Annotated in this window: 13 protein-coding genes and 1 pseudogene; 9 read left to right on the forward strand and 5 right to left on the reverse strand. The window is 73.3% G+C overall.

Annotated features, from left to right (window positions below; genetic code table 11):
* Positions 1–775, forward strand: a 775-nt coding sequence (locus ACTHLI_RS01815; protein ID WP_440181117.1) for an NUDIX domain-containing protein, incomplete at its 5' end; no start/stop codon positions are given.
* Positions 776–791: 16 nt separating this feature from the next.
* Here ACTHLI_RS01815 and ACTHLI_RS01820 read toward each other — a convergent pair.
* On the reverse strand, positions 792–1,235 hold the full coding sequence (locus ACTHLI_RS01820; RefSeq protein ID WP_440181118.1) for a hypothetical protein: 444 nt from the start codon (positions 1,233–1,235) through the stop codon (positions 792–794).
* Positions 1,236–1,346: 111 nt separating this feature from the next.
* On the opposite strand from ACTHLI_RS01820, the gene ACTHLI_RS01825 reads away from it, so the two are divergent.
* The 3 genes from ACTHLI_RS01825 (at position 1,347) to ACTHLI_RS01835 (ending at position 3,211) form a co-directional block, all read left to right on the forward strand.
* Entirely contained in the window at positions 1,347–1,826 is a 480-nt protein-coding gene (locus tag ACTHLI_RS01825) for an FHA domain-containing protein (RefSeq protein ID WP_440181119.1), read from the forward strand.
* Positions 1,823–2,524, forward strand: coding sequence for a transcriptional regulator FtsR (ftsR, locus tag ACTHLI_RS01830; protein WP_440181120.1), 702 nt, complete (start codon positions 1,823–1,825; stop codon positions 2,522–2,524). The genes ACTHLI_RS01825 and ftsR overlap by 4 nt, the downstream gene beginning before the upstream one ends.
* A 204-nt stretch (positions 2,525–2,728) precedes the next feature.
* Positions 2,729–3,211 carry a MerR family transcriptional regulator gene (locus ACTHLI_RS01835; RefSeq protein ID WP_211342689.1) on the forward strand — a complete coding sequence of 161 codons (483 nt, stop codon included), beginning with the start codon at positions 2,729–2,731 and terminating at the stop codon, positions 3,209–3,211.
* Between the two features lie 123 nt (positions 3,212–3,334).
* Here the strand turns inward: ACTHLI_RS01835 and ACTHLI_RS01840 are convergent, their stop codons facing one another.
* Positions 3,335–4,171: a ParA family protein gene (locus ACTHLI_RS01840; protein WP_440181121.1), complete on the reverse strand. Its 837-nt coding sequence runs from the start codon at positions 4,169–4,171 to the stop codon at positions 3,335–3,337.
* Between the two features lie 335 nt (positions 4,172–4,506).
* Between ACTHLI_RS01840 and ACTHLI_RS01845 the strand changes: the two genes are divergently transcribed.
* Positions 4,507–6,066, forward strand: a complete 1,560-nt coding sequence (locus tag ACTHLI_RS01845; RefSeq protein ID WP_440181122.1) for a MinD/ParA family ATP-binding protein — start codon at positions 4,507–4,509, stop codon at positions 6,064–6,066.
* Positions 6,063–6,557 carry a peptide deformylase gene (locus ACTHLI_RS01850; protein WP_440181123.1) on the forward strand — a complete coding sequence of 165 codons (495 nt, stop codon included), beginning with the start codon at positions 6,063–6,065 and terminating at the stop codon, positions 6,555–6,557. The genes ACTHLI_RS01845 and ACTHLI_RS01850 overlap by 4 nt, the downstream gene beginning before the upstream one ends.
* A gap of 4 nt (positions 6,558–6,561) precedes the next feature.
* Here the strand turns inward: ACTHLI_RS01850 and ACTHLI_RS01855 are convergent, their stop codons facing one another.
* Positions 6,562–8,403: an AMP-dependent synthetase/ligase gene (locus ACTHLI_RS01855; protein WP_440181124.1), complete on the reverse strand. Its 1,842-nt coding sequence runs from the start codon at positions 8,401–8,403 to the stop codon at positions 6,562–6,564.
* Between the two features lie 96 nt (positions 8,404–8,499).
* Between ACTHLI_RS01855 and ACTHLI_RS01860 the strand changes: the two genes are divergently transcribed.
* The 3 genes from ACTHLI_RS01860 (at position 8,500) to ACTHLI_RS01870 (ending at position 11,642) form a co-directional block, all read left to right on the forward strand.
* A complete protein-coding gene (locus ACTHLI_RS01860; RefSeq protein WP_440181125.1) occupies positions 8,500–9,471 on the forward strand; it encodes an ROK family glucokinase in 972 nt (323 codons plus the stop codon).
* 81 nt (positions 9,472–9,552) lie between these two features.
* On the forward strand, positions 9,553–10,239 hold the full coding sequence (locus ACTHLI_RS01865) for a lysophospholipid acyltransferase family protein (protein ID WP_440181126.1): 687 nt from the start codon (positions 9,553–9,555) through the stop codon (positions 10,237–10,239).
* Between the two features lie 20 nt (positions 10,240–10,259).
* Positions 10,260–11,642 carry a class II 3-deoxy-7-phosphoheptulonate synthase gene (locus tag ACTHLI_RS01870; protein ID WP_440181127.1) on the forward strand — a complete coding sequence of 461 codons (1,383 nt, stop codon included), beginning with the start codon at positions 10,260–10,262 and terminating at the stop codon, positions 11,640–11,642.
* Between the two features lie 136 nt (positions 11,643–11,778).
* Here the strand turns inward: ACTHLI_RS01870 and pknB are convergent.
* Positions 11,779–13,278: pseudogene (gene pknB, locus ACTHLI_RS01875) on the reverse strand (Stk1 family PASTA domain-containing Ser/Thr kinase); the annotation flags it as partial.
* A 101-nt stretch (positions 13,279–13,379) separates the two neighbouring features.
* Entirely contained in the window at positions 13,380–14,348 is a 969-nt protein-coding gene (locus ACTHLI_RS01880) for a LysM peptidoglycan-binding domain-containing protein (protein ID WP_440181128.1), read from the reverse strand.
* Positions 14,349–14,435: the final 87 nt, after the last annotated feature.

Raw genomic sequence — 14,435 nt, forward strand, 5'->3', positions numbered from 1 at the left:
CCTGCTCGCGGTCGTCCCGAGCGGGCCCGTGCTGCTTCAGCACCGGGTCGGCTGGAGCCACTTCGGAGGCAACTGGGGGCTGCCGGGCGGCGCCAGGCACCTGGGGGAGTCCTCGCTCGCCGGCGCGATGCGGGAGGCGAACGAGGAGACGGGGATCGAGATCGCGGCGCTCCGTCCGCGGTTCGCGGTGCGACTCGACCTCGGCGTCTGGAGCTACACGACCGTCGCGGTCTCGGCGCCGTCCCCGCTGCCCGTCTCGGTCACGGACCGGGAGAGCACCGCGCTCGAGTGGGTGGCGGGCGAGCACGTGGCGGACCGCGATCTGCACCCGGGCTTCGCCGCGGCGTGGCCCCGCCTGCGCCCGCAGCTCGCGGCGACGGACCCCGTGCTGATCGTCGACGCGGCGAACGTCGTGGGCAGCAGGCCGGACGGCTGGTGGAAGGACCGGGCGGGTGCCGCAGGCCGTCTGCTCGACCGGCTCGCGCGGCTCGCCGCCGAGGGGATCCCGGAGGCGGGCACCGGGGACCTCCCCGTCGTGCGCCGCTGGCCGCGGATCGTCGTGGTGCTCGAGGGAGCGGCCAGGGCCGCGGCGGACGTCGACGGACTCGACGTCGTGCGCGCGGAGGGCTCGGGCGACGACGAGATCGTCGCGCAGGTCGACGCCGCGGCCGGCTCGGCCGTCACGGTGGTGTCGGCGGACCGGGGGCTCGGGGACCGCGTGCGGGGCGCCGGCGCGGACGTGATCGGCCCGAACCGGCTCCTCGACCTCCTCTGAACGGGGAGCCCCTCCGTCAGGCCGGCACCTCGGCGCCGAGCCGCCAGCCCGCGAGGCGCGCGACCTGCGCGTCGCGGTCCGCGGCGAGCTCCTCCACCCGTGGCCGAGGCAGCGTCGGGTTGAGCACCGCCCAGCAGCGCACCCTCGCGTCCCGGTCGTGGCTCAGCCGCTCGACGAGCGCCGGGTCCGTCGCCTCGTTCTTCGCCACCTCCCCGCGCACGCCGGGGTCGCGGTCCTCGGCGAGGGCGGCGAGCAGGTCCTGCGGAGCGCTGCGGTTCGACGCGACGCTCTGCCTGATCGTCGCGCGGTCGTGGCCGGCGAGCAGTCGCAGCCGGGCGATCTTGCTCGCCGTCATCGGTGGGGAGAGGTGCAGGACGGCCTGATCCGCCGCCGCGAGGGCGGCCGCGTCGCGCCGCATCGACTCCCGCTGCGCCGTGGTGGTGAAGCGGATGCAGGACATGTCGGCGACGCTACCCGGCGGCTCGGACGCCGTGGCCGAACCGTGCCCGACGGGGGGCGGCGGCGGGGGTGCCGGGTCCGCTACCCTGGAGCGCCATGAGGAGGTCGCCGGATGTCGGATGAACGCGACGATCGCCCCCGCAGGCGGCGCGAAGAGCCGTCGAGCGGGCCTGAGACGACCGCCTCGTTCGGGTACGAGTTCGGGTCCCGGCTCGCTGAGCTGACGGGTTCGTCCGCCGAGGAGCAGGCCGCGGTCAGCGCCCTGCCGAGCGGCTCCGCGCTGCTCGTCGTGCGGCGCGGCCCGAACATCGGCGCCCGGTTCCTGCTCGATCAGGACGTCACGGTCGCCGGTCGGCACCCGTCGGCGGACATCTTCCTCGACGACGTGACCGTCTCCCGGCGGCACGCCCAGTTCCTCCGGCACGGCACCGCGTTCGAGGTCAAGGACCTCGGCAGCCTGAACGGCACGTTCTTCGACGGCGTGCGCATCGAGACGGCGCTGCTGTCGGACGGCGCCGAGGTGCAGATCGGCAAGTTCCGCCTCACCTTCTACGCCTCGCGGCTCGATCTGGCCGGGATCGCCGCCCGATGAGCGCCGCGCTGCCCGATCGCCGGGAGCCGGCAGCGGTCACCGGGGCGATCTCGATCGGGCAGGTGCTCGCTCGTCTCGAGCCGGACTTCCCCGAGCTCTCGCCCTCGAAGCTGCGCTTCCTCGAGGATCGCGGGCTCATCCACCCGGCCAGGACGGCGTCGGGCTACCGCAACTTCTCCGACTCGGACATCGCGCGCATCAAGCTCGTGCTGCTGATGCAGCGCGACCACTACCTGCCGCTCAAGGTCATCCGCAAGTACCTCGCCGACCTGGACGCGGGACGCAACCCGGAGTGGCCCGGCACCGCGACGGGCGCGATCTCGATCCTCGGCACCGAGCACCGGTGGACCAGGGACGAGCTCCTGGCTGAGGCCGGCGCGACGCCGGACCTGCTCGCGGACGCGATCGCCACTGGCCTGATCCGCGCCACGGAGGTCTACCTCGACGAGGACGTCGCCACGATGCGCGCCCTCGCCGACCTGCGCTCCGCCGGGATCGAGCCCCGGCACCTCCGGGCGTTGCGCATCGCCGTGGAGCGCGAGCTGGAGCTCGTCGCGAACGCCCTGCTGCCGCTGCGCCGTCGCGCGGACGCGGCGAGCAGGCAGCACGCCGACGAGCGGGCGAACGAGCTCGCCGCCGACATCGAGACGGTGCGGCAGTCCCTGGTCAAGCGGGCCCTCGAGAAGCACGCGTCCTGACCGCGATGCCCGTGACGGAGCGCGACACGCCGGATCTGCAGATGCGGATGTCGTTGCCTGGGTCGAAGGCGGTCTGTAGCGTGACCCACAGAACGCGCCCCTGCTGCCCGCAGGGAACGCGTGGGGGGTGGAAGGCAGTCCAAATTGACTGAGGTGAATCGGAGCGAAGACCGATACGACCTCGGCTTGCTGTTCACGGACGGCATGCCGGAGTTGGACGACTCCGCTGGGTACCGCGGTGTCATCGCCGCGCGCGCAGCGGGGATCACGTATCGGCAGCTCGACTACTGGGCCCGCACCGGGTTGGTGGAGCCGACGATCAGGGGTGCGGCCGGCAGCGGCTCGCAACGCCTGTACGGCTTCCGCGACATCCTGGTGCTCAAGCTCGTCAAACGACTGCTCGACACCGGCATCTCGCTGCAGCAGATCCGCACCGCGGTGGAGCAGCTCCGTGATTGGGGGATCACGGATCTTGCGCAGACCACGTTGATGTCGGACGGCGCGAGCGTGTACCTCTGCACCTCCAAGGAGGAGGTGTTCGACGTCCTCCAGCGCGGGCAGGGCGTCTTCGGCATCGCGGTCAGCAAGGTGCTGACCGACGTGCAGTCGGACCTCGTCCAGCTCGAGTCCGAGCAGGCCGACCCGATGGACGAGCTCTCGCTCCGTCGCGCCAAGCGCGCCGGCTGACGACTTCGCGGAGGGCCCGGACCGATACCGGTCCGGGCCTTCGCTGTGCCCGGCGACGGTCGGATCGACGCCCCGTCCCTGATCCGACGACGCGCGGCGTCGGATCAGGGACGGCGCGTCGATCTAGGCGGGGCGACCCGCAGGCAGCTGCGTCGGGATCTCGCTCGTCGCGAACTCGCCGACCCGACCGGTGCGCATCACGCGCTCGAGGAGCTGGTCGAACATCCGCGCGAGCTCCTGCGCGCTCTCGCCCGGCCAGACGTGCAGCGGCTTCGCCGCGCCCTGGGCCTGCTGGAGGGACGTGCGCTCCGGCAGCTGGGGGCTGAGCACCAGCGGGCCGAACATGTCGCGCAGCTCCTTGATGCGGAACTGGTGCTCGAGGCTCTGCATCCTCGCGCGGTTCACGATGATCCCGAGCGGCTGGAGGCGCGGGGAGAGCCCCCGGCGGATCTCCTCGATCGCGCGCAGGGCCCGATCGGCCGCGGCCACGGAGAACAGGCCGGGCTCCGTCACGACCGACACGCGGTCCGAGGCCGCCCAGGCGGTGCGGGTGAGCGCGTTCAGCGACGGCGCGCAGTCGACGAGCACCAGGTCGTACTCCGCCTCGACGTGCGCGAGCGCCTCCTCGAGCTTCCAGATGTCGCGGACCGACGGATGCGGGCCGTCGAAGTTGATCGCCGCGGGCGAGCCGACCATCACGTCGACCACCCCGCCGCGGCCGCGGGTCCAGCCGGACGGCGTGATGGCCGCGCGGACCACCTTCTCCTTCGGGCTCGCCAGCACGTCGGCGACGTTGACCGCGGCGACGGGAACGTCCATGCCCGTCGACACGTCGGCCTGCGGGTCGAGGTCGACCACGAGCGTGGAGACGCCGCGCGCGAACGCGGCCGACGCGAGCCCGAGCGTCACCGTCGTCTTGCCGACCCCGCCCTTCAAGGACGAGACGCTCAGCACATGCACGACCAGTAGGTTAGCCGGGAAGCCCCCATGCCCCGGGGGTGCGCCGCGCCCGAACCCGTGACGAACCGCGAGGTCCGACCCGATCCCGGTACCTCCTGCGGCGACGACGGCGCCGTGCTCCAGGCGATCCGCGAGGGGCTCCCCGATCGGGGAAGGCCCGCCCAGCAGGGTCCAGGGTGCACACTGGGAGGGCGTCCACCCAGACGCGCGTCCCCGACACCCTCGGGACACGCCCCCAGATGCGGGGACACGGCCGCCGCGCCGTGCCGCTTCCGGGGGTCGAAGAAGTCTCAAGTTAAAGTCGAAGTATCGACCTGCTCGAGGAAGTGGAAGCCGTGGTCAACAAGCGCACGAAGCCGGATGCCGCCGGCGGCCTGCTCGACGGCACCCGCATGGACGACGCCGAGCTCGGCGAGGGCCCCGTGCAGGTGGCGCTGGTGACCCGAGCCGCGGGGACGGACCTCGCCGGGGTCCCTCGCTTCCTCCAGCCCCACCCCTCGATCGAGATCGACCTGCCCCCGCTCCCGAAGTCGGACATCCCGGAGGACGAGGCGGCCGTCGCGATCGACGACGTCGCGGTGGACCCGGGCTCGCTCGCCGCCGCGACGTCGAGCGTCGCGATCCTGCCGGGCGACACCGGGGACGTCGACGCGGGGGCGATCGGCGCGCTCACGACGGGACCGACCCCGCGCGCGACGACCGGGACGTCCTCCTCCCGCACCGGCTCGATGCCCCGTCCGAGCGGCTCGGCCTCCCGTACCACCGGCTCGATGCCGGTGCCCAGGCGCACCGGCAGCGCCTACGACGCGCTGCTCGGCGCCCCGGTGCCGCCGCCCGGACCGCTCGGCGGCCACCGTCCCGGTGTCACGGGCGAGGTCCCGCGGCTCGACGGCGCCGGCTCCGCCACCCGCCGTGAGCGCCGCAACGGCACGCCGACGACCCCGGGGGAGCCGGAGTCGGCCGCGATGCTCACCCCGGACCGGCTCATCGACAACGGCGGCCGGGTCCGTGAGAAGCCGACGGGCGCGTGGAACAAGTTCGTCTACGCGGCGACGCTGCACCGCCTGAACCTCGGTGACTCCGCCGAGGTCCGGCTGGCGAAGGACGAGATCGCGCGGATCACCAAGCCGTTCGAGGGCGGCACGCGGTTCGTGCCGGTGCTCACCCGCAAGGGCGGCGTCGGCAAGACCACCGTCACGACCCTGCTCGGCATGACGATGGCGACGCTCCGCGAGGACCGGGTCATCGCGATCGACGCCAACCCGGACCGCGGCACGCTGTCGGAGCGGGTCACCAAGCAGACCAGGGCGACCGTCCGGGACGTGGTGACCAGGGCCAACGCGATCAGCGGGTTCACCGACTTCTCGACCCTCGTGTCCCGGGACGAGACGCGCCTGGACATCCTCGCCTCGGACACCGACCCGCTGCTGTCGGAGGCCTTCGACGAGAACGACTACAACGTCGTCGCCGACCTCGCCGCCCGGTTCTACTCGATCGCGCTCACCGACTGCGGCACGGGCATCGTGCACTCCGTCATGCGCGCCACGCTGCAGCGCGCCGATTCCGTCGTGATCGTCTCCGGCGGCAGCGTCGACGAGGCGCGGCTCGCCTCCGAGACGCTCACGTGGCTCGAGGCGAACGGCTACGGGGACCTGGTGCGAAACGCGGTCGTCGCGATCAACACCGCGACCCACGGCACGAGCCTCGTCAAGCTCGACGAGATCGAGTCGCACTTCGCGTCCCGCGTGCGCGACATCGTGCGGATCCCGTACGACCCGCAGCTCGCGGCCGGATCGGTCGTGGACTACAAGCACCTCAAGCAGGGCACGAAGGACGCGGCGCGCACGCTCGCCGCGCTCGTCGCCGACGGCCTGCCCACGCGCCGCGACGGGTGACCGTCCGCGAGATCCGCCTGTTCGGCGACCCCGTCCTCCGCAGCGTCTGCGATCCGGTCGGCGCGCCGGGGCCTGCGCTCGAGGCGCTCGTGGCCGACCTGCTCGACACGGTGCGGGTACCGGGTCGCGCGGGCGTGGCGGCGAACCAGATCGGGGTGCCGCTCCGCGCGTTCGCGTACAACGTCGACGGGCGCATCGGGTACCTGCTGGACCCGGAGCTCGCCGAGGTGCGCGGCACGCCGGTCGAGTTCGACGAGGGCTGCCTGTCGGTGCCCGACCTGCTGTTCCCGACGAAGCGGTACCCGTGGGCGCGGAGCACCGGGCGCCTGCTCGACGGCACGGCGACCGAGGTCGTGGGGGAGGGCGTGCTGGCGGAGGCGCTCCAGCACGAGCAGGACCACCTCGACGGGCGGCTCTACCTGAGCCGGCTCGAGCCGGAGGTGCGCAAGGAGGCGATGGCCGCGGTGCGCCGCGCCCCCTGGTTCCGCTGAGGCGTCAGCGCGCGCTGGCGGCGTGCTCCTTCTTCGCCTCGGCGTAGAGCGCGTCGATCTCGCCTGCGCGCTTCTGCAGGATCACATGCCGCTTGATCGACAGCTTCGGCGTCAGCTCGCCCGACTGCTCCGTGAAGTCGTCGGCGAGGATCCGGAACGCCCGGATCCCCTCCGCGCGGGAGACGTGCGTGTTCGCGGCGTCGATCGCCCGCTGGATCTCCTCCCGGACGACCGGGAGCGCCGCGGCGTCCGCGACGGCGAGGTCGGCGCGCTCGCCCTTGTTCTTCAGCCAGGACGGCAGCATGTCGGCGTCGAGCGTCACGAGCGCTGCGATGAACGGGCGCTGGTCGCCGACCACGACGACCTGGCTCACGATCGGATCCGCGCGGATCGGATCCTCGAGCTCGGCGGGGGAGACGTTCTTCCCGCCGGCCGTGACGATGATCTCCTTCTTCCTGCCGGTGATCATCAGGTGACCGTCCGCGTCGAGCGCTCCGAGATCACCCGTGCGGAACCAGCCGTCGTGGAACGCGTCCGCGGTCGCCTGCGGGTTGTGGTGGTACTCCGTGAAGACGCCGATGCCGCGCAGCTCCACCTCACCGTCCTCGGCGATGCGCACCGCGGAGCCCGGCAGCGGCGGTCCGACCGTGCCGATCTTCGCGCCCGCGGGCAGGTTCACCGTGATCGGCGCGGTCGTCTCGGTCAGCCCGTAGCCCTCGAGGATCGTCACGCCGAGCGCGCGGTAGAAGTGGTTCAGCCGCTTCCCGAGCGGGGCCGATCCGGAGACCGCCCACCGGCAGTCGCCCCCGAGCACCGCGCGCAGCCGGCGGAACACGAGCACGTCGGCGGCGCGGTACTGCAGGGCGAGCGCGAGCGGCACCCGGCCGGCCGTCCTCGCCTCCGACCACCGCACGCCGACGTCGACGGCCCAGCGGAACGCGCCGCCGCGGCCGCCGGACTCGGCGGTCTGCTCGGCCGAGTTGTAGACCTTCTCGAACACGCGCGGCACCGCGAGCAGGAACGTGGGGCGGAACGAGCCGAGCGCCGGCACGAGCTGCGAGGTGTCCGCCTGATGCCCCACGCGGACGCCCGCGTGCACGCACAGCACCGAGATGAACCGCGCGAACACGTGCGCGAGCGTGACGAACAGGAGGGTCCCGGCCTTCTCGTTCGCGATCTCGGGAATCGCGAGGGCCGTGTTCCGCGTCAACTCGACGAAGTTCCCGTGGGTGAGGACGCAGCCCTTCGGCTTCCCGGTGGTGCCGGCGGTGTAGATGATCGTCGCGATGTCCGACTCCACGGCGAGCTGCCTGCGGCGCTCGACCTCCTCGTCCGTGACGTCCTTCCCCGCCGCGACGAGCTTGTCGAGTCCGTCGAGGTGCAGCTGCCACACCGAGTGCACGTGCTGCAGGTCGGGCAGCACCTCATCGACTCGGGCGAAGTGCTCCGCGGTCTCCACCACCATCGCGCACGCGCCGGAGTCCTCGAGGATGTGGCGCACCTGGGCGGGGGAGCTGGTCTCGTAGACCGGCACCACGAAGGCGCCCGCGTACCAGGCCGCGAAGTCGACGAGGGACCACTCGTACCGCGTCGAGGAGAGCAGGCCGATCCGGTCGCCCGGCTCGATCCCTGAGGCGATCAGGCCCTTCGCGATCGCGACGACGCGCGCGTGGAAGGCCGCGGCCGTGACGGGACGCCAGCGCGGACCGCCCGCTCCCGAGCCGTTCGGCTCCGGCACCTGGAACAGCACGAGCTGCGGGGTCCTGGCCACCCGCTGCGCGAGCAGGTCCGCCACGTTCAGGGCGGGCTCCGGCTCCGTGAGGATCCGCCGCTCGGTCTGCTGCACTCGAATGCTCCTTCGCCGTCGGTCGTCAGATGGTAGCCGTCGCCCCCGGACCGCCGCGCAGCGCCGCGGCCGGGCGCGGCTCTAGGCTCTCGATCCGTGCAGGCGATCGGTATCGACATCGGCGGGACCAAGATCGCCGGAGGCGTCGTCGACGAGCTCGGCGCGATCACGGGGTTCCAGCGCGTGCCGACGGACGCGACCGATTCGACGGCGATCGAGGACGCGATCGTCGCCATGATCCGCGAGCTCGCGGGCGGCGAGCGCGTCCCGGTCGGCGTCGCCGCGCCCGGCTTCATCGATGCCGGACAGAGCACCGTCTACTACACGCCGAACATCCCGTGGCGGAACGAGCCCCTCCGCGAGCGGCTCGAGCAGCGGCTGGGCCTCCCGGTCGTCGTCGACAACGACGCGAACGCCGCGGGCTGGGCCGAGTTCCGGTTCGGCGCCGGCCGCCTCGTGTCCGACATGGTCATGCTCACCTCCGGCACCGGGGTCGGCGGGGCCGTCATCGCGGGCGACCGCCTGCTGCGCGGGGGGTTCGGGGTCGCGGGTGAGCTCGGCCACATGCGCGTCGTGCCCGACGGGATCCTGTGCGGGTGCGGCGCCCGCGGGTGCATCGAGCAGTACGGCTCCGGGCGGGCCCTGCAGCGGATGGCGAACGCGGTCGCCGACGCAGGGGGCATCGGGACCGCGCTGGCCGCGGCGCGGACGGAGGCGGGCGGCGAGCTGACCGGCGCGGTCATCGGGGCGCTGGTCCAGCAGGGCGATCCCGGTGCGGTCGCGGCGCTGGCCGAGCTGGGGTCCTGGCTCGGGCAGGCCTGCGCGAGCCTCTCCGTCGTGCTCGATCCGCAGCTCTTCGTGATCGGCGGCGGGGTCGCCGACGCCGGCGAGCGCCTGCTCGGCCCGGTGCGCCGCGCCTTCGCGGACCACCTCCCCGCCCGCGGCTTCCACCCGGAGCCGGAGTTCGCCATCGCGGAGCTCGGCAACGAGGCTGGCGTCGTGGGGGCGGCGGACCTCGCCCGCCTGCACGAGGACCCCGCCTACGCGGCGTTCGCTCCTCGCGGCTGAGCCTGCCGCCGCCTCGAGCGCGGAAGGGGCACCCCGCGAGCCGGTACCCTCATCGGAACCGCGCAGGAAGGGAGCCGCCGGATGCTGTACTGGGTCCTCAAGGTGTTCTTCCTGGGGCCGTATCTGCGCTCGACGTTCCGTCCGTGGGTGTCCGGCATCGAGAACGTGCCCACCACGGGTCCGGTGATCCTGGCCTCCAACCACGTCTCCGTGGTCGACTCCCTCTTCCTCCCGCTGATGCTGAAGCGCAAGGTGACGTTCCTCGCCAAGAGCGACTACTTCACCGGCCGGGGGCTGAAGGGCTGGGTGCTCCGCTCCTTCATGAACGGCATCGGCCAGCTGTCGATCGACCGCTCGGGCGGCAAGGCGAGCGAGGCGTCGCTCGACACGGGCGTCGAGGTGCTGCGCGCGGGCGGGGTGCTCGGCATCTACCCGGAGGGCACGCGGAGCCCGACGGGAAAGCTGTACCGCGGGCGGACCGGTGTCGCGCGGATGATCCTCGAGGCGAAGGCGCCCGTCGTGCCGGTGGCGATGTTCGACACCGACAAGGCGATGCCCATCGGCACGGTCATCCCCAAGGTGCGCCGGGTCGGCATCGTGATCGGGGAGCCGCTCGACTTCAGCCGCTTCGAGGGGATGGAGGGGGACCGGTTCGTCCTCCGCTCCATCACCGACGAGATCATGGTGGAGATCGCCAGGCTGTCCGGGCAGGAGTACGTCGACGTGTACGCGAGCACGCTGCGGCGCGCCGCGGCCAAGGCCGCCTGAGCGACGGGGAAGACCGACCGATGCTGCAACCCCTCACGGAGACCGTCGTGCCCGCCACCCCTGAGGTGCTCGCCGGGCTCGACCACTGGCGCACGCTCGAGGTCCGGCAGCAGCCGACCTGGGAGGACCAGGAGGCGGCGGAGGCCGCCGTCGCGGAGCTGCGCACCATGCCGCCGCTCGTGTTCGCGGGCGAGATCGACCAGCTGCGCAGCCGGCTCGCGACGGCCGCCGCCGGGCACGCGTTCGTGCTGCAGGGCGGCGACTGCGCCGAGACCTTCGAGGGCGCGACGGCGGACCGGATCCGCGCGCGCGTGAAGACGATCCTGCAGATGGCCGTGGTGCTCACCTACGGCGCCTCCATGCCCGTCGTGAAGATGGGCAGGATGGCGGGCCAGTTCGCGAAGCCCCGCTCGAGCGACGTGGAGACCCGCGGCGGTACGACGCTGCCCGCGTACCGCGGCGACATCGTCAACGGCTACGACTTCACCCCCGCCGCGCGTGCCCACGACCCGGCCAGGATGGTCCGCGGCTACCACACCGCCGTGTCCACGCTGAACCTCGTGCGCGCGTTCACCCAGGGTGGCTTCGCCGACCTCCGGGAGGTGCACAGCTGGAACCGCGGCTTCGCGGCCAACCCGGCGAACCAGCGCTACGAGGGTCTCGCGATGGAGATCGACCGCGCCGTGAAGTTCATGGAGGCGGCGGGGGCCGACTTCGACGAGCTGAAGCGGGTCGAGTTCTACACGGCGCACGAGGCGCTGCTGATGGAGTACGAGCGCGCGCTGACCCGCATCGACTCCCGCACCGGCACCCCCGTCGACACGTCGGCGCACTTCGTGTGGGTGGGGGAGCGGACCCGGCAGCTGGACGGTGCGCACCTCGACTTCGTCTCCCGCATCCGCAACCCGATCGGGGTCAAGGTCGGACCGACGATGTCGGCGGACGAGCTCGAGCGCCTGATCGACCTCGTCGATCCCGAGCGGGAGCCGGGTCGCCTGACCCTGATCACCAGGATGGGCGCGTCGCGGATCCGCGAGGCCCTGCCGCCGCTGCTCGAGGCGGTCGGCCGGTTCGGGGCGACGCCGCTGTGGATCACGGACCCGATGCACGGCAACGGGATCACGACGCCGACCGGCTACAAGACCCGCCGCTTCGACGACGTGGTCGACGAGGTGCTGGGCTTCTTCGAGGCCCACCGGCAGGTGGGCACGCATCCCGGGGGCATCCACGTGGAGCTGACCGGCGACGACGTGACCGAGTGCCTCGGCGGGTCGGAGCACATCGACGAGGAGACCCTCGCGACCCGGTACGAGTCGCTCTGCGATCCGCGGCTGAACCACATGCAGTCGCTCGAGCTGGCGTTCCTGGTGGCGGAGGAGCTCGCGAAGCACCCCCGCCCGTAGCCTTCGTAGGTGGAAGGTGAACAGTGGCGGGCCGGCGCTGGATTGGGGCACCCGACAGGTCCGGGACGGGGGCCGGGCGCCCGGGGGCGGGGGGCGGGGTGGGGGCCGACCAGGCCGTCGAGGTGGACGACGCGGGGACGACCGGCGCCGGGCCCGTCGACACCACGAGCCGGACCGGTGCGCCGGCCGGCAGGACCGCGCCAGGGTCGATCGTCGTCCCGCTCTCGTCGATGAGGCGCAGCACCGTTCCGGCCGGCTTCGACGACGTCCGCGCGACGGTGCCCGCGAGCGTGAGCCTCGCCGCGTCGACGGCCGAGGTGGCGGCCGCGACCGTGCGGTCCTGCACGCTCGGCGCGGTCGCGGGCTGCAGCCCCTTCGAGATGACGAGCGACACGGTCGCGCCCGGCGCCAGGGCGGAGCCGGCCCCCGGGTCGGTGGTGGTGACCGTGCCCTCCGCCGCGCTGCTCCAGGCCGATCCGGTCGTGCCGATGCGGAACCCGGCGTCGTGCAGCGTCGCCGACGCGGTGTCCGCGGTCATGCCCTTCAAGCTGGCCAGCCTCGTCGTCGAGCCGGGGCCGCCGCCGTAGTACCAGCCCGTGCCCGCGGCCATCGCCCCGGCGACCAGCACGGCCGCGAACGCCCAGGCCCCGCGGCGGTGCGCGCGAGCGGTGGCGGCACGGAGGCGGTCGACGACGTCGGTCGGCTGCGCCCTGCGCGGCATCGGGGTCACATCGGCGGTCGACAGCACCCGGGTCGCGGAGGCCGCAGGGAGCACCGCCGTCCGCTGCGGTGCGGTCCTGGCCGCGCCCGCGCCCTCGCGCATCAGGTGCTGGGTCTCGAAGAGCTGGTCGAGCATCGCGCGCGCGTCCCGCGGGCGGTCCTCCGGATCCCTCGCGGTCGCCCAGAGGGTGAGGTCGTCGAGCAGCGCGGGCACGCCGGGGTTCTTCAGCGACGGCGCCGGCACCGAGTCGTTCGCGTGCTGGTAGGCGATCTGCACGGGCTGCTCGCCCTTGAACGGCTGCTCGCCGGTGAGCATCTCGTACATCATGATGCCGACCGCGTACACGTCGCTGCGGGTGTCCGCGATCCCCCTGGTGACGAGCTCGGGGGAGAGGTACGCGATCGTCCCGAGCAGCGCCTGCCCGCTCGCGGTGCTGCTCGTGGCGGCGCGGGCGAGACCGAAGTCGCCGAGCTTGATGCGGCCGTCGTCGGCCAGCAGGACGTTCTCGGGCTTGAGATCGCGATGGATGATGCCGGCCTTGTGCGCGGCCACGAGCCCGGCGAGCACCGCCTCGAGGATGTCCATCGTCTGCTCGGGCGTGAGCCGGCCGTACTCGCCGAGCAGGTCCCGGAGGGTGATGCCCTGCAGGTACTCCATGACGAGGTACGCGGTGCCGAGGTCCTGCCCCTGGTCGAAGACGTTCACCACGTTGGGGTGGGCGAGCCGCGCGGCGCTCCGCGCCTCCTGGATGAACCGGTCCCGGAACGCGGCGTCGTCGGCGAGGTGCGCGTGCATCACCTTCACCGCGACGCGGCGCTCGAGGCGCAGGTCGGTGGCGAGGTACACGGTGGCCATGCCGCCGCGGGCGATGCGGGCGCGGATCTGGTAGCGGCCGTCGAGCAGCCGGCCCACCATGGGGTCGGGAGGAGCGGCGGTCACGTCGGGAAGTGTAAGGAGCGCCCGGGCGGCCGTCAGGGCACGCGACCGGTGCGGCGGGGTTCCGCCCCGGACGGGGGTCAGCGGCCCCGTTCGAGCTCGCGGAGCCACCCTCGGGCGGCCCGCTCCCACTTGCCGTACGCGGCTGCGGAGGCGCTGCGCTGCACCGCGTGGGCGGCTTCGCCGACGGCCATGAACTCCCAGCCCCCCACGTCGAGCAGCCCGGCCGCCGGGGCGACGACGCCGCTGCCGGCGCCGCCGAAGAACGCGATCGCGGCGGCGCGCGGGTCGAGCAGGGTCGCGGCGTCGCCCCACCCGCGGCTCGGCCGCTGCTGGAACAGCCCAACCGCGTCGCCCTCGCCGAACGGGAGGTTGTGCAGCGAGGAGTCCTGCATCGCCGCCGTCAGCGCGATCACGATGCCGTCGTCGGGCACGCCGACCATCCGGCCGACCTCCGCCACCACGCGGGCGTTGTCGCGCATCTCGCCGGTCAGCACGACCTCGCCGGTGCCGGTCTTGCGCAGGTTCGGCACGGGGATCACGAGCTGCTGCCCCGGACGCACCGTGCTGCCGCGGGAGAGCCCGTTCGCGAGCAGCACGGCCGCCGTGGCGACGCCGTGCCGCTGGGCGATGGAGGAGACGGTCTCGTCGTCGCCGACCCGGTGCCGGTGCAGCTCCTCGGCGACCGGGCTCATCGGCTGCCGCGCGTCCGCGGGCTTCACGAGCACGGTCTGTCCCGCCAGCAGCTGCGAGCGCCAGCCGAGCCCGTTGAGGGCGAGCACGCTCGCGGTGGAGACGCCGTGCCTCGCCGCGATGTCGAACACGGTCTCGCCCGCGCCGACCTCGACCTCGACGGCGCCCTCGCGGGCACGCCGCATCGGGTCGGGCTCGGCGGCCGGGCGCGACCAGCGGCCGTCGCCGTCCGCCGGCGCCCCCACGGTGCGGGCGAGCAGCCTGCCAGCGGCGCCGAGGCTCGAGCGCAGCAGCCCGCGGTCGCCCGCGTGCCGTCCCCCGTCGCGCTGCGCCTGCCGCTCCCGTTCCGACAGCATGGAACTCATCGTCGATGTCCGTTCTCGCCCTTCCCCCGAGGGGCGTGCTGGCACCGTCGCAAACCCGGTGCGCGATGTCAACGGACC

The organism is Amnibacterium sp. (genome assembly GCF_051956055.1).
Taxonomy (GTDB): domain Bacteria; phylum Actinomycetota; class Actinomycetes; order Actinomycetales; family Microbacteriaceae; genus Amnibacterium.